Source organism: Luteolibacter flavescens, from assembly GCF_025950085.1.
GTDB lineage: Bacteria > Verrucomicrobiota > Verrucomicrobiia > Verrucomicrobiales > Akkermansiaceae > Haloferula > Haloferula flavescens.
This window is the reverse complement of the sequence record NZ_JAPDDS010000010.1, coordinates 1-24323: the sequence shown is the minus strand read 5'-3', so window position 1 is coordinate 24323 and position 24323 is coordinate 1. Positions and strand designations below refer to the sequence as shown.

Here is a 24323-nt window from a genome sequence, read left to right as displayed (position 1 = left end):
TGATAGGATACGTGGAGGAATCTTGAGATTCCTGCGCGTATCCGGCAGGTGGTTTCGTTAGATCCTGCCATGCCAGTCCGTGCCATCGCTTGCGTTTTCCTGTATCTGCTCCTCTGCCTCACGGGCAGGGGAGCGAATCCATTCTTCGCGATGGACCCCGGCATCTCCGGTGAGCCGGAGGCGGTGGCCGGGACCTTGGACGCGCTTGGCTATGATGGTCTCGGTGGCAGCGGTCATGAGGTATCCGCGCTCAGAGGAAGGCTGGAGGCGCGCGGGCTGCGCTTGTGGAATGTTTACCTGACCCTCGATTTTCCCGCCGGGGAGCCTGCGCTCACCCCGGAGATCAGGAAGCTGGTCGGGGATTTGAAGGGGCATGACTCCACGCTGTGGATCGCCGTTCGCAAGGTGGCGGGAGGAGATGACGTGGCCGTGGCTGCGCTGCGGGAGATCGCCGACCACGCCTCCCTGGCGGGCGTGAAGGTGTCCCTCTACCCCCATGCAGGCCACTGGCTGGAGATGTTTTCCGATGCGTCGAGAATCGCCTCGGTCGTGGATCGCGGCAACGTCGGCATCACCTTCAATCTCTGCCACTGGCTGAAGGTGGAGGGCGACGTCGATCCGCTCCCGGCGATTTCGCGAGAGGCGGCGCGCTTGCAATTTGTCACCATCAACGGTGCCGACAAGGGTGACACGAAGTCGATGGGATGGGACCGGCTGATCCAACCGCTCGGGCAGGGGACCTATGACACTGCAGGATTCATCCGGCGGTTGCAGGATGAAGCGAAGTGGCACGGGCCGGTGGGCCTGCAGGCTTACGGCGTGAAAGGCGATCAGCGGGAGAACCTTCGCCGCTCGATGTCAGCGTGGCGAAAGATGAACGGGCTGCTGGATGGCAAGATCTTCACCGGCTACCAAGGGTGGTTCCGTTGTGAGGGCGACGGCTCCGGCAATGGCTGGCATCACTATGCGGTGGATGGGAAGTTCGAGCCTGGGCATTCGCACATCGAGATGTGGCCGGATGTGAGCGAGCTTGGTCCCGGCGAGCGACACGCCACGGCCTTCCGTTATGCGGATGGCTCGGTGGCGGAGGTCTTCAGCTCGGTACATCCTGATACGATCCGGCGGCATTTCCGCTGGATGCGCGAGCACGGGATCGACGGTGCATTCCTCCAGCGCTTCGCCACGAACGCTCGCGATCCGCGCTCTCGCGATCCCATGGATCGGGTGCTTTCACACGTCCGTGATGCCGCGAAAGAGGAAGGCCGGGAATGGTCGCTGATGTATGACCTCTCCGGGCTGAAGCCGGAGGACTTCCCGAGCGTGATTGAGGACTGGCAGCGGCTGAAGGTAGGCGGCGACCCTGCTTACCTGAAGTATCGTCACCGGCCCCTGGTCACGCTGTGGGGACTCGGCTTCAATGATCGCCCACCCGCGCTTGCGGAGTGGGAGAAGCTCATCCGCTTTTTCAAGGGCGAGGGGCTCTCGGTGATGCTCGGCGTCCCGTGCTACTGGCGCACGCTGGATCGCGATACGATCCAGGATGCGAAGCTGCATGAGCTGATCGCGCTCGCGGACATCGTCAGCCCGTGGTCGGTTGGTCGCTTCGGGACACCGCAGGATGCCGAGGCTCGTCGCGGTGCCCTGCTGGAGCCGGATCTGGCGTGGTGCAGGGTGCGGGGCCTGGACTATCTCCCGGTGATCTTTCCCGGGTTCAGTTGGCAGAATCTGGAGAAGAGCCGCGGACGCGATGCAAAATTCGACATGATCCCGCGGCTCGGCGGGCGATTCCTCTGGGGCCAGGCTACCGCCGCCCGGCAGGCCGGGTCGCGCTCGCTGTATGTCGCGATGTTTGACGAAATGGACGAGGGTACGGCGATCTTCAAGACGACGGGCAATCCGCCGGTCGGGGCCAGCCGGTTTCTCGCCGAGCCCGACGTGAGATCGGACCACTACCTGTGGCTCACCGGAGAAATCGGAAAGATGCTGCGCGGAGACATTGCCATATCTCCCGGGTTGCCAAAGCGATGATTGCCAAGTCGGCCTGATGTCGCAACGCTGACGACAGATGCCTGCGGATGAAGTCATAGGGGCAATCATTGCTCCAGTAGCCACTATCGTCGGCTATGTCTTCGGCGCGTTGGGCCATTTGACCGGCTCGGCATTCCTCACAATTATTACCCTCGGTCGGCTCGACCTCGCGCCGTTGGATGCTTTGTTTGAAGAAAACCGATTCAGGAAAAAGAAGCAGGATGTCATCTCTTCAATCTTTTGGCGACATCAGCCTGGCAAGCGCAGGGCGCTGAAAGCGGGCTGGGTCTGCTTCGTCGGGCTCTTGCTCTGGGTGGTGATCGGAGTCGGCACTTATCAGGTCCTGAAAAGTCAGCCCGCCGAGGTGCCTGACATGCCCGTCGAGGCGGAGGACGATTGGAAGCCCACAGGCATCGATTGAGCTGCGCGATTGCTTCCGATGCCTGCCGCGGCTTTCTTGTCGCGAATGAAAATCGTGGTGCTGACAGGGGCCGGGATCTCTGCGGAATCGGGCGTGCCCACTTTCCGCGGCAGCGATGGCCTGTGGGAGGGGCATCGCGTCGAGGATGTCGCGTCGCCGGAAGGATTTGCCCGGGATTCGCAGCTCGTGCACGAGTTCTACAACGGCCGCCGGCGAAAGGTGCAGGAGGTGGAGCCGAATGCCGCCCACCATGCCCTCGCCAAGCTTGGCCGTGCCCGCGGGGTGGATCTCACCCTGGTCACTCAAAATATCGACGATCTCCACGAGCGCGCCGGGTCGCACGAGGTGCTGCACATGCACGGCGAGTTGCTCAAAGCGCGCTGCAAGGAGTGCGGCGTGGTCGTCCCGTGCCGCGAGGATCTCAGCCGCGCCTCCATCTGCCCGGCATGCCGGGGTATCGATTGCATGCGGCCCCACGTCGTCTGGTTCGGCGAGATGCCATTCGGGCTGGATGAGATCTCGGCGGCGATTTCCTCGGCGGATCAATTTGTCGCGATCGGCACCTCGGGCCGGGTGTATCCGGCGGCTTCCTTCGTCACGTGGGCGCGGCATTCCGGCGTCCCCACGCTGGAGCTGAATCTGGAGGAAAGTGCCGCGAGCGGGGTTTTTCATGAGAGCCGGCGCGGCCGGGCGGGGGAACTGGTGCCGGCCTGGGTGGAAGGTGTGATCTCGGCCGCCAAGGATCTGAGTTGATTTCCCGCCCAAAGATCGGACGCTGTGACCCGATGAAGCTGAGAGTGGCACCGACATATTGGAGCATCGCGCTGGCAGCCGCTTCGCTGGCCGCACCGGTGACCCCGACGAAGGACCCCGTGCCGCTCCCGGACTCGGTGGCCGCGCTTTCCGATGAATCCTACGCGGTGCGCGAGAAGGCGACCCGCGAGCTCTGGGCTCTGGGCGACAAGGCCCTGCCGGATCTGGAGAGAGCCATGGAGTCAAAGGACCCCGAGGCCGCGGTGAGGGCCCGAGAACTGGTGCGGAAGATCCAGCTCGGCATCCTGCCGGACAGCTCGCCGAAGATCGTGGCGGAGGTGATGCGCTACGACCGAGGCAGCGTGGACGAGAAGCGCGCGGCGATCGCGGAGCTGAAGCGGCAGCGCGCCTTCCGCCAGATCCTGAAACTTTACGCACTGGAAAAGAATACGGACACGCTCGCGATGCTGGAGGAAACGGTGCGCGGTGTGGCCGTGGAGGCCGCCCGGGATTGCCTGTCCAGCGAGCAGCCGGATCTGGCGGGGGCCTTCGCGTATCTCGACATGGCCCGCCCGGAGTCCCCGGAGCTGATGGCAAAGGCCGCGCTCCATCGGGCGACCGGTACGCTGGATCAGGAGCTGGAGAAGGCGAAGAATCTCGAAGGCGAGGCCGGCTCTCTCTGGCGCTATGCCCTGCTCGCCTGCGCCGGGCGTCTGCCGGAGGCCGCGGAGGAAGCGGAGAAGGCGGGGCTGGAACAGGCTGCAGCACGCCTTCATCTGCTGTCCGGCGATCCTTTGCCGTGGCTCCATACGGCCGGACCGGCACCACAGATGCAGGCAGCCGCGGGCTTCCAGCGCTATCGGGAATTCGCGATCCTGACTGCCGAGGGCAAGCCCATCCCGCCGGAGATCGGTCGCGAACTGCGACGGCAAGCTCGTGGCGGTGATGTGGAAGATCAGTCAAAGGAACTCCGTCTGCTGTTTTTGACCGGCGATGTGGCAGAGGCGGAGAAGCGTCTCGTGGAGCTGGATCCCTGCGCGGCATTCTACTACTTCGAGGCCACCGAACGGATCGAGGAGGCGCTGAAGGCGCTGGGGCTCGACCCGGAGAAGCCGGACTACAAGGGCTGGGCGGCCAAGCGCTTCCGCACGCTGCCGGATGAGGACAGCGAAGGCACCGAGGTCGGCGAACTCGCGACGCTCGGATATTTCCTGGAGCATCGCGGGCTCACTGCGGAACTGGATGATGCTTTCCTGGCGCCGCTTCTGGAGCTCAGCCAGGCGGATCAGGAAATCTACATCGGCACGTTGAACCGGCTTTTCCGCGGGCCATTCACCTACGTCAACAGCATCGCGACCGTGCAGCCTGTCTTGAAATCGGTGGCGCAGTTCGCGGGTGATGACGAGGTCCGCTGGGGGCTGGCGGTGTCGAATCTCTTCGACTTCCTCGACGACCCGGATCGCCTCTGGAGCTGGACGGCGAGGCTCGATCCAACGCTGGATCACACCGAGCGGCTGGAGTGGATGTGCCGCATCTTCGACTTGCTGCCGGATACGAAGGGAGACCGCGCCCGCTTCATCGACCTGTCATGGAAGGCGATCGAGAAGGAGGAGGCTGGCGCCCGTCGCCCGATGGTCGAGCTGATGACGTCGCTGGATGATCATCTGGGTGACAAGGAAAATACCCTGCGCTGCATCGAGGCCCTGGAGCTGAATGACAATATCTACATGCTGCGGCAAAAGGGCCGCGCTCAGGCAACGCTCGGCAAGTGGAAGGATGCCGCCGCGACCTGGATGAAGGTGGTGGAGACCGAGCCGTCCCAAGCCGTGGACCGCATCCGCGCGTCCATCTGCCTCCGCCTCTCCGGCGATGTGGAAGCTGCCGATGCCCAGGAAAAGCGGGCGGAGATGCTGGCTCTCGGCGAGGTGCAGACGCAATTCGGCTGCGCGGACGAGCTGGCGGTGGCGGGTGATTTCGAGCGTGCCTCCCGCTGGTGGATGCGGGCAGGAGCGGAGTGCACCCGGGGTGCCGCCTATTTCCCGGATCTGATGCCGCGCCTGGCCGACGATGCCCAGGCGAGGGGAGACTGGCGGATGATGGCCGCACTTTCCGAGGCGCAGGCTTTCAGCCAGGCATCCGCGAGCGGGGGAAACTATCGCATCTCTCCGACCTTTTCCATGTCGGCCTCACTGCAGGCGCGGATCGATGCCGGCGTCGCGCGGGCGATGGCCAACCTTCAGAAAGACCGCGCCGCTGCTTCCGCGGAGATCGAGCGCTGGGCGGCCTTGCCCTATGCCGAGAATGCGATGGCCGATCACTTCTTCGCGGCGATGCGTGTGGAAGGACTGACCAAGCTGCACGACGACATCTTCCAGCGCATGTGGACATCAGTGACGAAGCGCATCGAACAGTTCCCGGAGTGCGACAATAGCCGCAACTCCGCCGCCTGGCTGGCATCCCGCGCGAGCCGCAACCTCGACGAGGCGGAGGCGTTCCTGACGAAGGCACTGGAGCGACATCCACTCCAGGCTGCCTACCTCGACACGATGGCCGAGGTGGAATTCGCACGCGGCGACCGGGAGAAGGCGGTGGAGTTCTCCACCCGGTCCTTGAAAGGGGGTGCCCTCGATTTCCAATTGATCCGCCAGCACCGGCGCTTCGTGGAAGGACCCTTCCCGCCGAAATGATCAGGTGGAGTTGATGGCGGTTAGCGAGCCCGCCATCACTTGATCTCCAGGATCACATTTTCCGACGCCTTGCCAAAGCCGTTCTTCTTGAAGAATTCCGAGGCGACGGATTCGTCCGCGGTGTAGTACGGGATGGTCGTGATGATGCCGTCTCTGTCTTTGTAGCGGATCTTGCCGATCCTCCATCCCTTGCCTTCCCATGCAAAATACCTGGTGGTGTAAGATGGCAGGCCGTAAGGGACCTCGTAGGAATGGGAAACCCTTTTGATATCTGCGCCGGTGGCTTCTGAAATGATCGCGTTGAACGACTGGGTTCGATAGCGCCATTTCTGCTCCGTTCTGATGGTGCTGCCCATCTTGCTTTTCACGGGTTCGGAGACGAGCGTCCCAACGGTGAGCCTACCGATCAAGCCGATGCGCGAATCCTGGAATGCGTGCATCTGCACCATGACCGCCGCCTTCTGGAGGTTCTTGGTCAGCTCCTCGTTGGCCTGCTTTTTCGTGTGATCGGCCGTCGCTTTCTCCCGCTTCTCGCGGGCGACCTGTTCGGCCTCCGCTTGTCTCAGCCGGGCTTCCTCCATCTTCTCCTTGTGCTCGGCGGCGGCTTCCTTGGTATAGCCGTATTTCTCCTGCAGTTCGGAGGAGAGTTGCTCGAAGGGCACCTTGGCCGTGCCTGCGGCGTGCAGGATGGAGAGGCCATCGGGCTCCACTTTCCGGATGGTCACGTCCTGATAGAGCTTCCCGTTCAAGGTGACGAGTTCCGCCAGCTTGTCTTCTTTCTTATCCTTGGGTTCTTCCGCAGCCAGGAGCATCGGAAAGGTCAGCAGGAGGAGAGGGAGGAATTTCACGCCGCTATAAACGCGGAATGCGCGATTCTCATTCAATCAATTTTTCCGATTCCATGTCTCCGGGGTTGGCGATGCCGGTGTCTTGACCTCATCTGGTGGGTTCGGCTATCGCTGGCACGTGGTCGGCGGCGGTTGAAGCCTCGCCGATTCTCACCGGGTTGAAAGTTCACCTGCTTCTACGAATGATATTTTTACGCTCATGAATCGCCGGGAGGAGAAGATCAGGAAGCGCGCGGTGAAGGCGGGCATCCGTGAGGCGAAGAAGCAGCATCACGCGCTCGACCGGGAGGAGGTGCTGTCGCTGAAGGTTCAGATGCTGCATCCCTTGACGCGTTTCTTGCTTGGTACGATAGGGATTGCCTTGATTGCCGGCGGTGGCACCGGAATGGTGCTCGACATGTCGGTCGCTTATGCAGGCATGTTCGGCGCGGGCATCCTGTTGCTCGTCTTCTCGGTGTACGGCGTGCGTCGTACTTTGTCGGACGTCCTGGACCATGTGGTGGCCGAAAGTGCCTTCGCATTGGTGGAGTCTATCGTCGATTCAATTGGGTCGGCCGTGGATTTCTGAATTCCGGAGGGCCAGCTCCACGGAAAAGGCCGGGAGACGGTTTCTCCCGGCCTGATGATTTCAAAGGATGGCTCGCAGGAAGCTTCAGGGAGTGACGCCCTTCACGACGGCACGCAGGAATCCCTTTGAACCCCGCGGCGTTGATCCTCCGATTGCTCCGTCGAGGCGGAAGGTCCGGTAGGTCCAGCCCGCGGAAAGCGGCGTGGGCATGCCGGCCGCGCTGACCGGGATCTCGGTCACGCCTTGGTCGAAGAGGCTCAGGTTGTTCGATCCCTCGATCTTGTATTCGATCCCGTCCACGATTGCGGTCTTCGATGCGGCACCTTGAAAGTCCGCGCCATTGCGGACCGGCAGGGTGATGACCAATGCTTGCTCGGCTCCGACCATCTCGATCCGCGAACGCACTTTGCCGGAGGCGGCCCCGCTGGCCGGGTTTCCGTCCAGGGCGAATTCCTCGATGTTCTTCAGGCCATCGCCATCCGGATCGTTTGCCTTGCCCGTGAGGCCGCCCACCGCGAAGCCACCGATCCAGCCGGTGAATGGATCTCCGCCCACCTGGATGAATCCGGGTCCGGTGATGCATGCGGTTTCATACTCGGCACCGGATCCGATCGCCCCGTAGATGCCATCACCGATTAGCGTGTCGAAATTCACCGCCGCGACCCTGTCGGTCCCCGAGAAGGCCAGATGCAGCGTGGCACCGTTCGCGACGGTCACGGTGCTGGCGTCGCCCAGGTTGTTTACGGCCAGGGAAAGCGTGCCCGCGCTGACTACTACGTTTCCAGTAGGCGATGTGCCGGTGAGGGACAGCGCGCCTGAGCCTGTCTTGGTCAGGTGGCCAACGAGCGTCTGCCCTGCGAAGGTGGTGCTCGTATTGAGCGCTCCGATGCTGAGTGTGGATGCTCCGCCTTGCGAAGGTCCCTTGATGCCTGCGGTTGCAGAGTTCCCGGAGAGCGCGCCAAAAGTGTAAGTGTTGCCGTTGGTGTTGTTGCTCGGTTCGAGCAGGACGCTTCCGACGAGATCGACCGAGGTATTCGCGAACGACGCAGCATTGAAGGTGCCCCCGTTGTTCAGGAGGCGGACGGTGCCGCTGCCCGCGATGTTCAGTTGCCCGGCGAAACCCGCCCAGTTGTTGCTGAAGTCGTCGCGCGTTGCGGTCGTGTTGACGTTCACGTTCAGCGTGCCACTGCCGGAGACCGCGGCACCTCCGCCCAGGCTCATCCGGTTGTTCATGTTGATCGTTCCGGTCTGGCCCGCGGGGACGGAGATGGGATTGTTGAAGTAGTAAGAATTGTTGTTGCCGTAGTTGTTCTGGAGCGTCCCGCCTTGGAAGGTGAGCGTCCCCGCAGGCAAGTAGGAGGCATTGTTGATTGCTAGGGTGCCGGTGCTGATCACGGTGCCGCCGGAGTAGGTGTTGGCATTGCTGCCGAGCGTCAGGGTGCCGCTGCCGGTCTTGTGGAGTGCACCGCTTCCACCCACCGCGCCATTCGCCACGTAGGTGACGCCGGCGTCCACCGAGATCGCGCTGTTCGCATTTCCCAGTGTGATGATGCGGTTGCCATTGAAGCTCGCGGTGGCCTGCAGGGTGCCGCCATTCAGGGTGAGGGGGCTCGAGAAGTCGCCGAGGCTGTAGGCGTTGTTGACCTGCACGGTGCCGGCATTCACGACCGTGCCTCCCGTGTAGGAATTCGAGTTGGTAAGCACCAACGTGCCGCTGTCGGCCTTGTTCAGCACGCCGACATTCGCCGCGTCGGTGATCTGTCCGTCGATGGTGTAGGTGGTGCCCGGCGCGACGGAGATGGTGCTCGCGAGATCACCGACCTGGAAGGTGCGGGTGCTCACGATGTCCGCCGTCGTCCGCAGCGTGCCGGCATTCAGGATGGTGATGAACGCGGGGTCACCCAAGCTGCTGGAGTTGTTGATGGCAAGGGTGCCACCATTGATGATCGTGTCCGCATAGTAGGTGTTGCCGCCGTTCAGTGCCAGGGTGCCCGCGCCGCCTTTCGTGAGTGCCGTGGCACTGCCGTCGATGACTCCGTTCACCGTCAGCGTGTCGGCCGGGTTGGTGATGGTGAAGGTGGCACCGTTGTTCGTGATCGTGACCGGCGAGTCGATGGCATGGCTGCCGGACGTGCTCGTGACGAAGGCCCCGGTGGTGCCGTTGTTCAGGGTGATCCGCGCGCCGCTGCCTGCGGCCAGCGTGTAGCTCCGGCCATTCGCCGCGCCATTGAAGGCGAGCGTGCCCACGGTGTAGGCTCCATTCACCGTGATGGTGCGGTCCGCCGTGATCTCCGTGCCACCGCCACCGAAGCCCGCGAAGGCCCCCGTTGCATTCGGTGCCGCACCGGGGCTCCAGCTTCCTGCGGCATTCCAGTTCGCATTGGCATTCGCGTTCCAGAAGTTCTGCACTGCTCCGCTGTTCGCCACGGTCAAGGTGACGAAGCCACCGCTGGTGCCAAAGGTGTAGGTCTTCGTGACCGACTTGTTCAGTCCATTCACCGACAGCGCGCCCACTCCGGAGCCCGCGACCGAGCCGCTGTAGGAGATGAGATTGTAAACGCCATTCGTGGTGAAAGGCGCGCTGCCTCCATTGATGTTGAGCTGTCCGCCTCCGATCCAGAGGCCACCGCTGTTGGTGACATTGATGCGGTCGAGCGCGGCGGTGCTCGTGATGTCGTAGTCGAGCTGCGAATCCGAGCCGAGCGCGAGCGATCCGGTGGAGAGCGTGCCGACGCTGCCATTGCCACCGTCGCCGGGAGCGATGTGGAAGCCTGCGCTGGTGCTGACGCTGCCGCCGATGCTCCCGGTGCCCGAGAGTGTCGCGCCCGATCCACCGCTGACGAGGGTGTTGCCGAGGCTGCCTGTTAGATTCAGCCCGCCGGTGGAAATGGTGGTGACGTCGGTGTAGGTGTTCGCTCCCGCGAGGGTCAGGATTCCGGCTCCGGTCTTGGTGAATGCAAGGATGCCTGCCGCGCCATCGTGGAGCTGGCCGCCGAAGGTGCTGGATGTCGCGATATTCGCCGTGATCGTGGATGGGCCTTCGATGTCGTTGGAAATCGAGCCATCGCCCGAGAGATGACTCAGCGTCACGTTGTAGCCGAGCGTCCGCACCTTGGCCCCGGCACCGACGTGGAGACTGCCGGACGAGCCGAGTGCGGTCGGAGATCCAAGGTCGAGCGTGCCTCCATCCACCGACCATCCGCCGGTGTAGTTGTTGGCATAGGGGAGAAAAACGGTGCCGGGCCCTGTGACATGGACCACCGAGTCCGCTGCACCTCCGGTGAATTCATTCGCGGCATTCCCGATGGTGAAGACATTGCCCGCGAAGACCGTGGAAATCGTCGCGCTGGTCCCCGCCGCGGCACCGACATTGATGCGGCCCAGCGTGCTGGTCGTCCCCGCGGAGCGGATGGTGCCGCCGTTGTTGAGATTGAGCGAGACGCCATTGTCCACGGCCAGTCCGTCGCGGATCTCGAGGGTCCCTGCACCGCTGACGGTCGTCTGGATGGCATTCACCGTCCCGCTGGTCCCGAGGGCGGCGTTGTTCGTGATCGCCAGCACACCTTCCGTGATCTGGATGCCGTTTGCTCCGTTGGTCGCGCCCGTGCCGGAAAAGTTGTTCGCGCCGGACAGCACCCAGGTGCCGGCTCCTGTCTTGTTGATCATGTTCACCGCCTGCCCGCCCGAGGCATTGGTGATGGCGGAGCTGATGATGTTTTCACCGGCGTGGGAACCGCCGAGGGTCAATGTCGTCGGACGACCGTTTGCGTTGGTCAGCGTGAAGACGGGGTTCGTGATGCTCAGCGTCGCAGCAGGAGTGGACGAGTTGTTGGTGAAGGAATACGCGCCATTCGAGCTGGAGCTCTGCCGCACGCGGATGATGGCGGAGATCTGCTGCGGCGCGGTGACCTCGGGCGTCATCGAGATGCTCCCTCCGGTCCTGAGGTAGAGCAGGTTTCCCGCGACATTGTAAGACGGGGCCGCCCCGGCGAAGACGATGGAATTCACGAAGCGCGTGTCGTCGGCCGTGACGGTGGTATTTGGCGAGGCCGCATCGAAGGTCACGACGTCGCCTTGGCCGACGTTGTTGTTCGCCGGTGCGGTGATGCCGGGCGGAACATTCGACACCCAGTTGTTGGCGGTCGCCCAGTTACCATCCACCTCTCCGTCCCACGTCTGGTTGGCGGCGAGGGCGGAGGTGGTGACGGCGCACAGCGCGGCGGACGTGACGAGGGCGGAGCGGGTGGGAGAGTGAATGATGCTGGCTTGGGAGAGGAAACGGGCTTTCATCGGGTTGCTTGGGTTTGGATAAACGCACCGCGGGCACCGCTGGGGACGGGCGATCACGGCCTTAGGTCTTGGTTGGGTTTCCCGGGTCCATGGACGGAAATCGGCCATGAAAGGGCAGGGTTATGCATTGAAGCTATTCAATCGCGGAGGCACTCCCAATAGCCCGAAGGGAGTAGTCGGGTGATCACCCGAACGGGGAAGTGGCCTCGCCTTCCCGATCATGTATCTCCGCGATCCGGAAATGGACTCCACGCGATGTCGGTGATATAGCGACATCATGATCAGAGTGCTCGTAGCCCTGTGCCTGTCGCTGCTGGCGGCACCGGTGTCCGCCGTGGAGGAGGTGAAGCCACCAGCTCCTGCCGCGGCGGAGGAAAAATACCTGCCAGGCGTCGCAATCACCCAAGGCATCACGGAGATCACGGGTGTCGCGATTTCCCCGCTGCTGGGCGTGAGCACGGTGGGTGCGTGGCGCTACTGGAAATCTCCCGCCGAGGCGCGCCCGGACTTGCCATGGTACGCGCAGCCGTGGGCGTGGGGGACGGGCTTCGTGCTGCTGGCGATGTGCTTTCTCAAGGACTCGCTCGGGACCGCCGTGCCGGGCGTGCTGAAGAAGCCCTTCGACATGGTGGAGCTCTTCGAGGACAAGGCGAGCGCGCTCGTCGCCAGCGGGGCCTTCGTACCATTGGTCGCCACGGAGATGGCGAAGCATCTCGAAGCAGAGAAAGCGGTGGTCCCGGCGGCGGCGATATTCGGCGAGACGATGGCCGTCATCAATCTGTCCTGGCTGATGGTGCCCGGCGCGGTGATTGCCTTCCTACTGGTGTGGGTTTGCAGCCACGCGATCAACGTGCTGATCGTCCTCTCGCCTTTCTCGACGGTGGATGCCGCGCTGAAGCTCCTGCGCACCGGCTTGCTGGCGGTGATTGGTCTGGCCTATGCCGTCGCCCCGTGGCTGGCGGCGGTGCTATGCGTGGTGATCATCTTGGTCGCGATCTGGCTGGCCCCGGCGGCGATGAGGCTCGCGATCTTCGGCGCGCGCTTTGCCGTGGACATCCTGCTGCCATGGCGGGGCAAGCGACGGGCGACTCCGGAGCGGCCGCACGTCTTCACGCTCGGCCGGATGTCCGGGCTGCCACCGCGCACGGGCGGACGTCTGGTGCTGTCGGAGGATGGCACCGCGGTCTTCCGCTACCGGCGCTGGTGCGTGTTAGACGAGCGTATCATCCCGCTACCCGAGGGCATGAGGCATGTGGAAAAGGGGATCTTTTCCCCTTCGCTGATCCACGCGGGCGAATCCTCGGAGGCCACGCTGTTGATATTCCTGCCGCGCTACCGTGGCCACGAGGAGACTCTGGCGGATTACCTGAAGCTCCACGGCGTCCGCGAGCATGCCATGGCGAGGGGATTTGCCGCGGTGAAGGGCTGGATCGGCGGCGTGCTGAGGCGGAAGCCGGAGCCTGCCCGCCTGTGACGCGATTGTGCCGCCGGGAGATTTGCGTCCCGTCATATCCGGGCGATTGATCTGGTTTTCCTTGCGGGAAAGTCCGGCATGCGTGGAAGATTGCCCGGTCAAACCCGTATCACTGGTCAAACCTTTCCGATTCTCATGAAAGACACCCAACCGAAACCGCGCCGCGCGCTCGCTGGCTGCCTCGGCCTGCTGGCCCTGGCTGCCACGACACAGGCTCAGGAACCACCGGCCCTGCCGCAATGGAAATATACGACCGACAAGCCTGCCGACGGCTGGGAAGCCCCGGGCTTCGATGACGCGGCATGGAAGTCCGGCCCCGGTGGATTCGGCGGCAAGGAAGGTCCGAAGCGTGCCCCCGGCGGCATCGTGAATACGGAGTGGACCACCGATGACATCTGGCTCCGCCGCACCTTCGAGCTGAAGGAATTGCCCGCGAAGCCCGCGCTCTTCATCCATCACGACGATGACGCGGAGGTCTTCCTGAATGGCAAGCAGATCGCGAAATTCAGCGGCTACACTCAAGCCTACAAGATCGTGCCGCTGGAACTCAGCGCCCGCGATACTCTCGTGGCCGGTGCGAATCTCCTCGCCGTGCATTGCCACCAGGGCAGCGGCGGCCAGTACATCGATGCCCACGTGATCGACACCGAGGTCCTGCCCGACCTGCGGACGCTGCTCGGCAGCGATGGCGCGGTGCATTCGAAGCTCATCACCCCGTGGGGCGAAAAGGTCACCGCGGAGAATGCCTGGCGCGAGTATCCCCGCCCGCAGCTCAAGCGCGAGCAGTGGACGAACCTGAACGGCCACTGGGACTACGCCATCACCACCCTGGACGCCGGCACCCCGGCGAAGTGGGCGGGCAAGATCCTCGTGCCCTATCCGGTGGAGTCAAAGCTCTCCGGCGTGCGCCGCATGCTGCAGCCCTACGAGGCGCTGTGGTACCGCCGCCCGCTCGATCTCACCCCGAAGGAAGGCAAGCGCACGATCCTCCACTTCGAGGCGGTCGATTACCGTGCGAAGGTCTGGGTGAATGACAAGGAAGTGGGCACCCACGTGGGTGGCAACCTGCCCTTCCACTTCGATGTGACCGATGTGCTGAAGAAGGAAGGCGGCAACACGCTCACTGTCCGCGTGGAGGATTCCACCGGCGGCTCCCAGCTCCGCGGCAAGCAGGTCCTGAATCCCGGCGGCATCTTCTACACGCGGAATTCCGGCATCTGGCAGACCGTATGGGCGGAGGAAGTCCCGCAGATGCACATCACCGGCCTGAATATCACCAGCGACATCGCCACCGGCGAGATCAAGGTGGATGGCAAGCTCCACGGTGCCGACTACGCCGACGTCTCCCGCAAGATCGAGGTCCTCGAGGATGGCAAGGTCATCGCCGAAGGCACCGGCGGCCAGCCCGTCAAGATCCCGAATGCCAAGCTCTGGTCTCCGGAAAGCCCGCACCTCTATGACATCCGCGTGTCCATCCTCGGCCAGGGCGACGAGGTCACCGACCAGGTGACCAGCTACACCGGCCTCCGCCAGGTGGGCAAGGTGAAGGACAAGGACGGTCGCTGGCGCTTCACGCTGAATGGCAAGACGATCTTCCACTGGGGCCCGCTCGACCAGGGCTGGTGGCCGGATGGCCTGCTCACCCCGCCGTCCGACGATGCCATGGTCTTCGAGATCCAGTGGCTGAAGGACGCCGGATTCAACATGATCCGCAAGCACATCAAGGTGGAGCCGCAGCGCTACTACTACCACTGCGACAAGATCGGCATGCTGGTCTGGCAGGACCAGGTGAGCGGGGGTGCGAGCCCGCCGTGGACGAAATTCGACCTCGACCCGAAGGACGCCGAGTGGTCCGACGAGGATCACAAGCAGTGGCTCTCCGAGCTGGATGACATGATCACGCTGCTCGGCCACTTCCCCAGCATCGTCGTCTGGACTCCCTTCAATGAAGCATGGGGCCAGCACCGCACGATGCAGGTGGGCGATTGGTCGGTGAAGCGCGATGCCACCCGCCACATCAATATCGCCAGCGGTGGCAATTTCTGGCCGGTGGGCGATATCGCCGACCTCCACCACTACCCCGATCCCGGCTTCCCGACTGAGGACAAGCGCTACGATGACTTCATCAAGGTGGTCGGTGAATTCGGCGGCCACGGCTGGCCGGTGAAGGACCACCTCTGGAACGTCAGCAAGGAAAACTGGGGCTACGGCGGCCTGCCGAAGAGCATCGAGGAATACCGCGAGCGCTACGTGAAATCGATCCAGATCCTCACCGACCTCAAGGCCAAGGGCATCGCCGGCGGTGTCTACACCCAGACAGCCGACGTCGAGGAAGAGATCAATGGTCTCATGTCCTACGACCGCAAGGTCATCAAGATCCCTGCCGAGGAGCTGAAGAAGATCCACGCGCCGCTCACCGCGGAGTGAGGTTTTCCTGAAGCGACAGGGTCATCCCATCATCACCGGAAGCGCGGGCCTCATCGACCGCGCTTCTTTTTTGCCCCAGGGGAAGCAGGGCGGGGGAGATCCCTCATTCGATCCACGATCGCTTGTCGATATAGTGGCGATGAATCCGTGTGGTGACGTAGGCCGCGAGGCATGCCGCGGCCATGGGCATGATGATCCATGACGGCGCGAAGCGGCTCCAGAAAAGGATCAAGCCGCCGTAGATGACGAGAACGAACAGGGCCTCGACGGTATTCTGCATCAGGAATCCCCCGAACAACACCAGCGAGATGATCGTCCACGCGGCGTAAGCCCACGGCGAAAGGGACCATCCGGAAATCAGGTTCACCGTGAGAAGGCTCGCCGCGCACACCGGAAGCGCGAGCACCACCGAGACCACGAGTTCCTCCTTCGGCGAGATCGGTCTTCGGACAGGTGCGCTCATGGGGAAGGGGCTCCTACGGCATCTGGGAATCACTTGGCTGATCGCGGATCGCGGCGATCCCACGGAGAGCGGTGATAAGCCAGGGGCAAAAGAAAAGCAATGCCACAAACATCATGGCGGCGATCCCTTGCATCGGTGAACCCTCGCCGCGTGGCCCTTCGCCACCGCGGGTGCTGGCGAGATAGACGAAGTCCGCCAGCAGTGAGACTCCGGCTAGACCGGCGATTCCCGAGGCGATCGCGACGGAAAGCTTCAGGCACCCGAGGATGCCACCCGGGCGCAGGATAGGACTTATCGCAATGCCGACTACCACCAGGAACAACGCGCCGATGACCACTTCGCCATCGAAGATGAAGCCGCCGGCGGCCATGCCAAAGGAGGTCCCTAGGATGACGAGCGACGCCAGATATGCTCTCCGGAAGCTTGCCAGCCGGGAGGTCATGGCGAGGTCTCGCCTCCCGCTTCCTTGCGCTTGCGGCGCTCGTCGAGTTCCAGGAATTCCTGCCGCAGGAGATCGAAGAAGCCGCCCTCGTAGGGCTCGAATGCATCTTCCTCATGGAGCCAGCGTTGGATGCTCCCGTTCGCGTCGAAGCAATAGACATCGGCGTCCCCGATGATCTTCAGGAAGGGCACGACCTGATGGCCCATCTCCCGGAACTCCTCGGCAACGGGGCCGAGCTGCATCCACTCCGGAGCCTCATCGCTCAGCGCATGGGTGAATACCCCGTAAAGGAAACTCCAGAAAGGCCCCACATCACCGGCCTTGTGGCGGGGCCAGATCTCCTCGTTCACCACCAGATACAGCCCGCCGAAGTAGTTCGATGCATGGGCCAGATAATCCTCCGGAAAGGTCACTCCATACCGCGCGGCGAAGGCTAACAGATCCTCGCGCGAAGGAGCGGATTCGCACGCGGACACGATGTAATACTTCTCGCGATCCCAGATGAGATCAATGATGTCGCGGGTCTGGTCTTGGGCGGATGACATGGCCGGTAGACGTGGCAGGATAAGCGAAAGGCCGATGTCTACCGCCCAGCCCGGGGCGGCATCAAGCCTGTGCGGTCACGCCATGATAACTCCGCCAGCGTCCGGCTTTGTCACGGAGAGGCAATCCCACGCTCCCCAATCCTCACAGACACCGGCCAGCTCGACCCGCCGCTCACTCCGCGCCCAGCAGGATCGGAACGATCGGGATCGCGCCGGAGCGGAAATCCACCGGCGGCGAATTCCGCGACGTGGAATAGGCCCACGCGATCAGAATGCCCGTGCTCACGATCATGGCGAGCAGGGTGGTGTCAGGACGAGACTTCGGGGAGGTGTTTTCCGTTTCGCGCTTCATCGCCGACGCTTTTCGCAGGCGTCGTGCCGGGGACAATCTGCCACGTGGGAACCCGCAAAACCCAAGTCGATAGTGTCGTAAATGACTGACAATCAGTTTGGATGCTTCCTTCCCAGCCTCGATGGTTAGAAATCAGGATACCCAAACCTGAGCCTGCTCCATAGGCATCTCGCCTCCCTTGCCGTGCCGTATGCAACTTCGGGGAATCCATCTCGAATACGAGATCGCCGTGCTCAAGGCCCGGCAGATGCCGTAGGGGGAGGGGAATCGAAACGCGGAGGTGCGGAGAGCACCGATTCCACTCCTAGGGCTTCAATGCATGTCAGTCGGGATTTACCACATGGAGATCTCTAGGACTGATTGAATTCGAGTTCCTTACCGATCCGCGCGTGTTCGTGAACAGAGCAGCATCGTTGGGTTGGGAGTCGGAAGCGAGCTTTAAAAACGGCCTTCGTACATAGCTATCTAAAATAGCCGAAATGCTTCTCGACGATGATCAAAATAGCCCGGAACTTTTTCTATCCGCGGAAAATTTCCCACGGATGCCCGGTCAATTCCACATGCGTACCCCCTGAAATCGATGAGAAAAAAAATCAACCTCGCGTGGCTTCTGTTCGCTCTTCCAGTCGGCACTTCCGGTGCGGCGACTGTTTTATATAGCGAAAACTTCAACAACGAGGCGTCTCCCAACTACAATGCCGGCACCACTCCGGAAACCAATTTCGGTGGTTTGATCGGAGTCCTCCAATCAAGCGGGACCGGTCAGGGTAACAACGCCGGAAGCACCGCCTGGCAATTCTCTTCGGGGTTGGCGGGAGGGGCGTCCGGTGGTGGAAGCAATGGCCTCCGTTTCGGAACAAGTCCCGGTTTCAACTGGGCGACGGGTCCGATCGGCTCGCTCATCCTGGCTGACGGTGGCTTCTCGGTTTCATACGACTTCGATCTGAATGGATTTGGAGCGGCCGACGACTGGATGAGCGTCCGCGTCGGCAACAGTGCCGAGAACATCGGGGTCAACAACGCCAATGTTGATTACGGTGTTTTGACACGGGGTGATGGCAGGATGCAGACTTTCGAAGGCGGCGGTCCGACTATGGATGTCAACGAAATGGGGACTGCGAGCGCGCCGACCGTTCATAGATTCACCCTTCAATACGCGTTCACATCGTTTGCCGCCGGATCCACCGTGAATTTCACGGGTTTCGTGGACGGGGTTCCGATCGGCACGGATACCTTCACATGGAATGGAACGGATGACGTGAAGATCTTCCTCGGTGGCAGGGTGAACGGATCGCTGATCGACAACGTTCAGGTCAGCACCATTCCCGAGCCATCCGTGGCACTGCTCTCGGGTCTCGGGATTCTCGCTCTCGTCCGCCGCCGTCGGATCTGACCGAGCTCCGGCGCTTGGGCTGGATTTCCTCAAAAGGTCGTTCGCAGGCATGCGGGCGGCCTTTTTCATGAATCCGAAGCACCGGCGACGCTACTCCGCCGAATTCAAAGCACAGGCACTCGCGCTCCTCGAGACCGGCAAGCCCGTTTCCTTCATTGCAGCGACAGGCTTTGGGGCCGTGTGCTTTCTCGTGGTGCCTCGGGGTCCGCTGTCCTTACACTCCGGCGCGACCATGCAGCACTTCCCTGAAATCCAGCTCACGTTTCAAGAAGCCAGGGTCCTCGGCTGCTTGTTGGAAAAGGAAATTCTCACGCCCGACAGCTACCCGCTCACGCCGAACTCCCTGCTGCTGGCCTGCAACCAGACCACCAGCCGGGAACCCGTGACCCGCTTCACCGGGGACGAAGTGGCGGAGGCCCTGCGCGGACTTTCGGAGAAATACCTCGTCGAAAAGAACCTCGGCGGCCGTGCCCCGAAGTTCGAGCACTGCATCCAGGACGTGCTGAGCATGCAGCGGAGCGAGCGCGCCGTCCTGACCGTCCTGCTGCTACGCGGTCCCCAGAGCGCCGGGGAAATCCGCCAGCGCACCGACCGGCTGCACACCTTCTCCTCCCTGGAGGAAGTGGAAGAGACGCTCACGTGGTTCATCGAGTACCCGCACGGTCCGCTTGTCCGCCGTATCCCCGTCGGCGAAGGCCGCCGGGTCGAGACCTTCGTCCACCTCCTTTCACCCGCCGCCGCAGACGGCTACTCCGGCATCGTCACCCCTTCCGCCGCCGCCGACACACCTGCGGAGAACGATTGGCGTGCCGCCATCGAGGCGCGACTCGCCAGCCTCGAGGCCGAGATCGCAGAGCTCAAAGCCGGCCAGACGCCGCGATCCGTCGATGGGAATCCGTGAGAGTGCTGCGCCTTGTCAGGCTTCAACGCTTGTGAGTCGGGGCCGCATCCCATCGAAATCCCGGCGATTGATTTTCTTAATGTAGGGACAGGCATTTTGCCGGACCTTTCGCCACGCCCAACCAAGGCCGCCTATGAAAGCGCTGTCAATGCAGGTCGGATCTGAGGGAGGTGAGACTGGGCCTTGCGATCCTCAATCTGAATCTCAAGGATATGTAATCATTTGTGAGAGCTGCTCTAGATCTGTCAACTGTTCATCCCAAACACCTTGCCGCTGAAACTCAGCTTTGATGAAAGCGTATTCCTTGCTGCTAAGCAAAACTGTAGACGAAGTGGCAGCGTATTCTGACTTCGGCTGCGCCTCGATAAGCAGGTTTTTAAGTTTTGAGACAAATCTATTGCGAGTGCGCACGTTCCAATCCGTCCCATCGGGCAACTCTCTGAGCCTCTGCGCTAGGTCAGATAATTGTTCCGATATTTCATGTGCAATCTTAAAGCGGACCAGGGCCAAAGATTGGTAGTCGTTAATTTCCAGTGTTTCCACTGTGGTTCGACCCTTCTCGTTGAGACCTTCAAAACGACAGCATCGGAAAATCAAGCTGTCCCGTGGATCTTCGGAGCTGGGGTTAACAATGGGCTCTGCAATTACATCGTGGACTGATTTTTTTCCATTGCAGCGGCGGCAGGCTGGAAGGAGGTTAGTCCATTCTACAACCAAATCGGGATATTGAGCTTTGTGCTGAAAGTGCTCCACTTCCAGATATTTGCTTTCTTCTTCTAACATGCATTCGCAGAATGCGCATTTTGCGCCCGACATGGCTCGTAAAGCGGACCTAATGTAAGGCTTGTCCCAAGCTCGCTGACCGGTCCGGATAAATTCGGCAGTTAGATCCGCCTGAGTTTGAGCGTTCAGTTCTGCTGGACATGCCGGACGTTGTAGTTTGATCATCGCTTCAATCTTCTAGGCGTCCGAACTGAAGACGGAACAACTTCCTCTGAACATTGGTAGGATGTAGGAAGCTATCTAAATTGGAAAAAATCCGTTCTGCTGCATCTCGGTTATTCTCTGCTATGGCATGTTCAAATTCCCGCTCTAGTTGATGGTATTTTTCTGAACGAGTATCTGACATGCCCATTATGTCTGTGAGGATCTCTTCGATCGTCCAACCTTGGAATCCTGAATCACCATATGCAAGTTCCCGTCGGGATACCACGCCTTCCTCATTAGCGGTAAGTGCGATTACCTCATGAGGAAGGGCTTCTTGTATCATGTGAGGGCTGTGAGTGGCCGCTACGAATTGGACGTGTGGGAAAGTGGTTCGAAGTAACGGGACTAGCTTGGCTTGCCAGTCGGGATGAAGGTGAAGATCTAGTTCATCAATAACCACGATTCCTGAAAAATCTGATGCGGGAATATAAGGTGAATTGAATCTATATTCAATTTCTTTGATTAATCCCAAAATCAGGCAGAGACAAGACTTGAAGCCTGAGGAGAGGTATTCGAAGTATATCTCTCCATTTGACGTATTTAGCAATATGTCAAAGGAAGCTGGCAAAATCCGTGAAAACGTAACAGTCGGATCCAATGCGGAGAATGCTGCCTTGGAGAGTTCTAGATTGGCGATTTGTTCCGTCGTTAGAGCGTTTTCATGGGCCGAGAATAGGAGTCGATTTACGAACCAATTCTTTATGTCGGTGAATTCGATTCCCGTTGCACCCAGCGCCCGATGTCGATTCTCATCTGAGGGGTCCCTCTGAAGGGAGTCTATCCCTATATAGTTGAAGAAGCGGTTTGTTTTTAGTGTAAGTACACTTTTCTCCCATGGCCCTGCACCCTCTGACCATCGAGTGGTTTCAGGGGTGAAAAATTTCAATTCATTTCGTAAAGCCAGAGGCCCTTCGTGGGTAGTCGCAACGATCTCGAAGCTGCCCGTGTCTGATCCTACTCGCTTTCGTAGAATTGTTGAGTACGCACGGCTAAACGCCTGCCCGATGCATTCTAGGATCGTAGTCTTTCCAATGCCATTGGGTCCACAGATCAGGTTGACGCCGGGGTGAAGCTCCAAAGACAAATTGCTGATTCGTCCAACGTCTAGAATTGTTAATCTCTGGATGTGGACCATTTATTGAGGTAGGTAGATATTATGCCAATGATGTGACATCTGATTTCTACGCGGGCGTGTAAACCTCAGCTCCCTTTTCGACAAACTCTTTCGATTTATCAACCATGCCTTTTTCTAGGGCGGCTTCTTCGGAGATGCCTTGTTCGGCGGCGTATTTGCGGACGTCTTCGGTGATCTTCATCGAGCAGAAGTGCGGGCCGCACATGGAGCAGAAGTGGGCGGTTTTGGCGCCATCCTGCGGGAGGGTTTCGTCGTGGAATTCGCGGGCGGTTTCGGGGTCGAGGCCGAGGTTGAACTGGTCTTCCCAGCGGAACTCGAAGCGGGCCTTGCTGAGGGCATTGTCGCGGTATTGGGCACCGGGGTGGCCTTTGGCGAGGTCGGCGGCGTGAGCGGCGAGCTTGTAGGTGATGACGCCGTCCTTGACGTCCTTCTTGTTCGGCAGGCCGAGGTGTTCCTTTGGCGTGACGTAGCAGAGCATGGCGCAGCCATACCACCCGATCATGGCGGCACCGATGCCGCTGGTGATGTGGTCGTAGCCGGGGGCGATGTCGGTGGTGAGCGGCCCGAGGGTGTAGAAGGGAGCCTCGTGGCACCACTCGAGTTGCTTGGCCATGTTTTCCTCGATCATGTGCATCGGGACGTGGCCGGGGCCTTCGTTCATGACCTGGCAGCCCTTTGCCCAGGCGCGCTTCGTGAGCTCGCCCTGCACTTCCAGCTCGCCGAATTGCGCCTTGTCATTCGCATCCGCCACCGAGCCGGGGCGCAGGCCATCGCCGATGGAGAAGGAGACATCGTAGGCGGCGCAGATGTCGCAGATCTCGTCCCAATGGGTGTAGAGGAAGTTCTCCTTGTGGTGCGCCAGGCACCACTTCGCCATGATGGAGCCGCCGCGCGAGACGATGCCCGTCATGCGGCTGGCGGTGAGCGGGACGAAGCGGAGCAGCACGCCGGCATGGATGGTGAAGTAGTCCACGCCCTGCTCCGCCTGCTCGATGAGGGTGTCGCGGTAGAGCTCCCAGGTGAGGTCCTCGGCCTTGCCATTCACCTTTTCCAGCGCCTGATAGATCGGCACGGTGCCGATGGGCACGGGGGAATTCCGCAGGATCCACTCGCGGGTGGCGTGGATGTTCTTGCCGGTGGAGAGGTCCATCACGGTGTCCGCACCCCACTTCGTGGCCCAGCGCATCTTTTCCACCTCTTCCTCGATCGACGAGGCGACGGCGGAGTTGCCGATGTTGGCATTGATCTTCACAAGGAAATTCCGACCGATGATCATCGGCTCGCACTCCGGGTGGTTCACATTCAGCGGGATGATCGCGCGACCGGCGGCCACCTCGCTGCGGACGAATTCCGGGGTGATCTCAGCCGGGATGCGCTGCGGGAAGCGGCGGAAGATGCCCGGCGTGTAGGGGCTGTCCGGGAGCTGGTTCGATCCGGAATGCTGCTTCTCGAGGTTGTTGCGGACGATGTCCTCCTTCATGTCCGCGATCTTCGCGCGGCGCATGTTTTCACGGATGGCGATGAACTCCATCTCGGGCGTGATGATGCCATTGTCGGCATACCACTTCTGCGTGACGGGCTTGTCCTTTGCGCGGAGCGGCTGGCGGCGCTCGGAGGTGAGGCCGGGGAACTCGACGAACTTGTTCGCGCGCTCGGACTTCGAGGCGAATTCCACGTGGCGCTCGGTCAGGTAGCCATTGTCCTGCGGCTGCACCTTCCGGCCGTCGTAGGCCTCGACGTCGCCGCGCTGCAGGATCCACTCGCGGCGCAGCGCGGGCAGGCCCTCGTCCGAGGTGCCGGTGAAGGCGGGATCGCCCCACGGGCCGGAGCAGTCATAGACGCGCACCGGCTCGTTCTTCTCGATGCGGCCGTTGAAGGTCTTCGTATCATTCAGGGTGATCTCGCGCATCGGCACGAGAACTTCCGGGAAAAGCTCGCCCTGCACATAGACGCGGGTCGAGGCGGGCAGGGGAGCGCGCGAGGCGTCGTGGGTGGCTGCCGCGGTGTCGTTGCCGGTGGATTCTTCAGGAGCGATCATGGAGTCGAGAGTCGGTGGTTGAGAGTTGAGAGTGGGAAACCGTGGAAAAGAAAAAGCCGCGCCCTGACAAAGGCGCGGCCGGAAGGAAAAGGTCGGGATGGTACGAACTTCCTAGGGCGGAGCGACCCGCATCAGGTTCGGAGGATTTTCGCCGCGCGCCGGCCGTTCTCAGTTCCGCGATCGTGGAACTCTCCTGTCGTGTGACGGCCACGTTACCGGAGGAAGGGAAACTGCCAAGCCGGAAGTGTTTTGCAGTGCGAAACAGCCGGACCGGCCGGAGATACCCGGCGGAAATCGGCATGGCATTCACCCTGAATGGTTTCGCCCCGATTTCCCCCTTGATTCCCGCCTCCGCGTCTGGCAACCCATAGCTCGTCCGACAGGAAAAGGGGGCATTAGCTCAGTTGGTAGAGCGCTTCGTTCGCAATGAAGAGGTCAGGGATTCGAATTCCCTATGCTCCACTCCCTGTAATCACCGCAAATCTGCCCCGCTCTAGACGGTGTCGTCACAAGATTTCCGCCCACATAAGCGCACAGCGCAGTTGGACCGCCGCCAAATATGAGGACGCCT

At 61.4% G+C, this 24323-nt stretch carries 18 protein-coding genes and 1 tRNA gene; 10 read left to right on the top strand and 9 right to left on the bottom strand.

What is annotated here, in order from left to right; genetic code table 11:
• Positions 1 to 69 precede the first annotated feature (69 nt).
• From OKA04_RS16760 to OKA04_RS16745, 4 genes are read left to right on the top strand one after another with little or no spacing between them, the layout of a single operon-like run.
• Positions 70 to 2028, top strand: a complete 1959-nt coding sequence (locus OKA04_RS16760; protein WP_264502346.1) for a TIM barrel protein — start codon at positions 70 to 72, stop codon at positions 2026 to 2028.
• Positions 2029 to 2065: 37 nt separating this feature from the next.
• Positions 2066 to 2449, top strand: coding sequence for a hypothetical protein (locus tag OKA04_RS16755; RefSeq protein ID WP_264502345.1), 384 nt, complete (start codon positions 2066 to 2068; stop codon positions 2447 to 2449).
• Between the two features lie 45 nt (positions 2450 to 2494).
• Complete coding sequence (locus OKA04_RS16750; protein WP_264502344.1) at positions 2495 to 3202, top strand: NAD-dependent deacylase; 708 nt, start codon at positions 2495 to 2497, stop codon at positions 3200 to 3202.
• A gap of 44 nt (positions 3203 to 3246) precedes the next feature.
• Positions 3247 to 5889 (top strand): tetratricopeptide repeat protein, encoded by a 2643-nt coding sequence (locus OKA04_RS16745; RefSeq protein ID WP_264502343.1) that lies wholly within the window; start codon positions 3247 to 3249, stop codon positions 5887 to 5889.
• A gap of 35 nt (positions 5890 to 5924) precedes the next feature.
• Here OKA04_RS16745 and OKA04_RS16740 read toward each other — a convergent pair whose 3' ends face one another.
• On the bottom strand, positions 5925 to 6737 hold the full coding sequence (locus tag OKA04_RS16740; protein ID WP_264502342.1) for a hypothetical protein: 813 nt from the start codon (positions 6735 to 6737) through the stop codon (positions 5925 to 5927).
• 199 nt (positions 6738 to 6936) lie between these two features.
• Between OKA04_RS16740 and OKA04_RS16735 the strand changes: the two genes are divergently transcribed.
• A complete protein-coding gene (locus tag OKA04_RS16735) occupies positions 6937 to 7305 on the top strand; it encodes a hypothetical protein (protein ID WP_264502341.1) in 369 nt (122 codons plus the stop codon).
• 84 nt (positions 7306 to 7389) lie between these two features.
• Here the strand turns inward: OKA04_RS16735 and OKA04_RS16730 are convergent, their stop codons facing one another.
• Positions 7390 to 11595: a beta strand repeat-containing protein gene (locus OKA04_RS16730; RefSeq protein WP_264502340.1), complete on the bottom strand. Its 4206-nt coding sequence runs from the start codon at positions 11593 to 11595 to the stop codon at positions 7390 to 7392.
• Between the two features lie 277 nt (positions 11596 to 11872).
• Here OKA04_RS16730 and OKA04_RS16725 point away from each other — a divergent pair, with 277 nt between their 5' ends.
• Both OKA04_RS16725 and OKA04_RS16720 read left to right on the top strand, forming a co-directional pair.
• On the top strand, positions 11873 to 13069 hold the full coding sequence (locus OKA04_RS16725) for a hypothetical protein (protein WP_264502339.1): 1197 nt from the start codon (positions 11873 to 11875) through the stop codon (positions 13067 to 13069).
• A gap of 135 nt (positions 13070 to 13204) precedes the next feature.
• Positions 13205 to 15496 carry a glycoside hydrolase family 2 protein gene (locus OKA04_RS16720; RefSeq protein ID WP_264502338.1) on the top strand — a complete coding sequence of 764 codons (2292 nt, stop codon included), beginning with the start codon at positions 13205 to 13207 and terminating at the stop codon, positions 15494 to 15496.
• Positions 15497 to 15599: 103 nt separating this feature from the next.
• Here the strand turns inward: OKA04_RS16720 and OKA04_RS16715 are convergent, their stop codons facing one another.
• From OKA04_RS16715 to OKA04_RS16700, 4 genes are all read right to left on the bottom strand, one after another.
• The gene (locus tag OKA04_RS16715; protein WP_264502337.1) at positions 15600 to 15959 is read right to left on the bottom strand and encodes a hypothetical protein; all 360 of its coding nucleotides are present in this window, start codon (positions 15957 to 15959) and stop codon (positions 15600 to 15602) included.
• Positions 15960 to 15972: 13 nt separating this feature from the next.
• Entirely contained in the window at positions 15973 to 16329 is a 357-nt protein-coding gene (locus tag OKA04_RS16710) for a hypothetical protein (protein WP_264502336.1), read from the bottom strand.
• A 68-nt stretch (positions 16330 to 16397) separates the two neighbouring features.
• The gene (locus OKA04_RS16705) at positions 16398 to 16946 is read right to left on the bottom strand and encodes an SMI1/KNR4 family protein (protein ID WP_264502335.1); all 549 of its coding nucleotides are present in this window, start codon (positions 16944 to 16946) and stop codon (positions 16398 to 16400) included.
• Between the two features lie 172 nt (positions 16947 to 17118).
• The gene (locus OKA04_RS16700) at positions 17119 to 17298 is read right to left on the bottom strand and encodes a hypothetical protein (RefSeq protein WP_264502334.1); all 180 of its coding nucleotides are present in this window, start codon (positions 17296 to 17298) and stop codon (positions 17119 to 17121) included.
• Between the two features lie 580 nt (positions 17299 to 17878).
• On the opposite strand from OKA04_RS16700, the gene OKA04_RS16695 reads away from it, so the two are divergent.
• Positions 17879 to 18691, top strand: a complete 813-nt coding sequence (locus OKA04_RS16695) for a PEP-CTERM sorting domain-containing protein (RefSeq protein ID WP_264502333.1) — start codon at positions 17879 to 17881, stop codon at positions 18689 to 18691.
• Positions 18692 to 18758: 67 nt separating this feature from the next.
• Complete coding sequence (locus tag OKA04_RS16690; RefSeq protein ID WP_264502332.1) at positions 18759 to 19592, top strand: DUF480 domain-containing protein; 834 nt, start codon at positions 18759 to 18761, stop codon at positions 19590 to 19592.
• 204 nt (positions 19593 to 19796) lie between these two features.
• Here the strand turns inward: OKA04_RS16690 and OKA04_RS16685 are convergent, their stop codons facing one another.
• From OKA04_RS16685 to thiC, 3 genes are read right to left on the bottom strand one after another with little or no spacing between them, the layout of a single operon-like run.
• Positions 19797 to 20540, bottom strand: a complete 744-nt coding sequence (locus OKA04_RS16685) for an HNH endonuclease (protein WP_264502331.1) — start codon at positions 20538 to 20540, stop codon at positions 19797 to 19799.
• 4 nt (positions 20541 to 20544) lie between these two features.
• Positions 20545 to 21714: an AAA family ATPase gene (locus OKA04_RS16680; RefSeq protein ID WP_264502330.1), complete on the bottom strand. Its 1170-nt coding sequence runs from the start codon at positions 21712 to 21714 to the stop codon at positions 20545 to 20547.
• Positions 21715 to 21760: 46 nt separating this feature from the next.
• Positions 21761 to 23752 (bottom strand): phosphomethylpyrimidine synthase ThiC, encoded by a 1992-nt coding sequence (thiC, locus tag OKA04_RS16675; RefSeq protein WP_264502329.1) that lies wholly within the window; start codon positions 23750 to 23752, stop codon positions 21761 to 21763.
• A 389-nt stretch (positions 23753 to 24141) separates the two neighbouring features.
• On the opposite strand from thiC, the gene OKA04_RS16670 reads away from it, so the two are divergent.
• Positions 24142 to 24214, top strand: a tRNA-Ala gene (locus tag OKA04_RS16670).
• The last annotated feature ends 109 nt before the right edge of the window (positions 24215 to 24323 follow it).

Coding starts and splice junctions, on each gene's coding strand:
- OKA04_RS16760 (WP_264502346.1), top strand. CDS start 70: ATGCCAGTCCGTGCCATCGCTTGCGTTTTCCTGTATCTGCTCCTCTGC.
- OKA04_RS16755 (WP_264502345.1), top strand. CDS start 2,066: ATGCCTGCGGATGAAGTCATAGGGGCAATCATTGCTCCAGTAGCCACT.
- OKA04_RS16750 (WP_264502344.1), top strand. CDS start 2,495: ATGAAAATCGTGGTGCTGACAGGGGCCGGGATCTCTGCGGAATCGGGC.
- OKA04_RS16735 (WP_264502341.1), top strand. CDS start 6,937: ATGAATCGCCGGGAGGAGAAGATCAGGAAGCGCGCGGTGAAGGCGGGC.
- OKA04_RS16730 (WP_264502340.1), bottom strand. CDS start 11,595: ATGAAAGCCCGTTTCCTCTCCCAAGCCAGCATCATTCACTCTCCCACC.
- OKA04_RS16725 (WP_264502339.1), top strand. CDS start 11,873: ATGATCAGAGTGCTCGTAGCCCTGTGCCTGTCGCTGCTGGCGGCACCG.
- OKA04_RS16720 (WP_264502338.1), top strand. CDS start 13,205: ATGAAAGACACCCAACCGAAACCGCGCCGCGCGCTCGCTGGCTGCCTC.
- OKA04_RS16715 (WP_264502337.1), bottom strand. CDS start 15,959: ATGAGCGCACCTGTCCGAAGACCGATCTCGCCGAAGGAGGAACTCGTG.
- OKA04_RS16710 (WP_264502336.1), bottom strand. CDS start 16,329: ATGGCCGCCGGCGGCTTCATCTTCGATGGCGAAGTGGTCATCGGCGCG.
- OKA04_RS16705 (WP_264502335.1), bottom strand. CDS start 16,946: ATGTCATCCGCCCAAGACCAGACCCGCGACATCATTGATCTCATCTGG.
- OKA04_RS16700 (WP_264502334.1), bottom strand. CDS start 17,298: ATGAAGCGCGAAACGGAAAACACCTCCCCGAAGTCTCGTCCTGACACC.
- OKA04_RS16695 (WP_264502333.1), top strand. CDS start 17,879: ATGAGAAAAAAAATCAACCTCGCGTGGCTTCTGTTCGCTCTTCCAGTC.
- OKA04_RS16690 (WP_264502332.1), top strand. CDS start 18,759: ATGAATCCGAAGCACCGGCGACGCTACTCCGCCGAATTCAAAGCACAG.
- OKA04_RS16685 (WP_264502331.1), bottom strand. CDS start 20,540: ATGATCAAACTACAACGTCCGGCATGTCCAGCAGAACTGAACGCTCAA.
- OKA04_RS16680 (WP_264502330.1), bottom strand. CDS start 21,714: ATGGTCCACATCCAGAGATTAACAATTCTAGACGTTGGACGAATCAGC.
- thiC (WP_264502329.1), bottom strand. CDS start 23,752: ATGATCGCTCCTGAAGAATCCACCGGCAACGACACCGCGGCAGCCACC.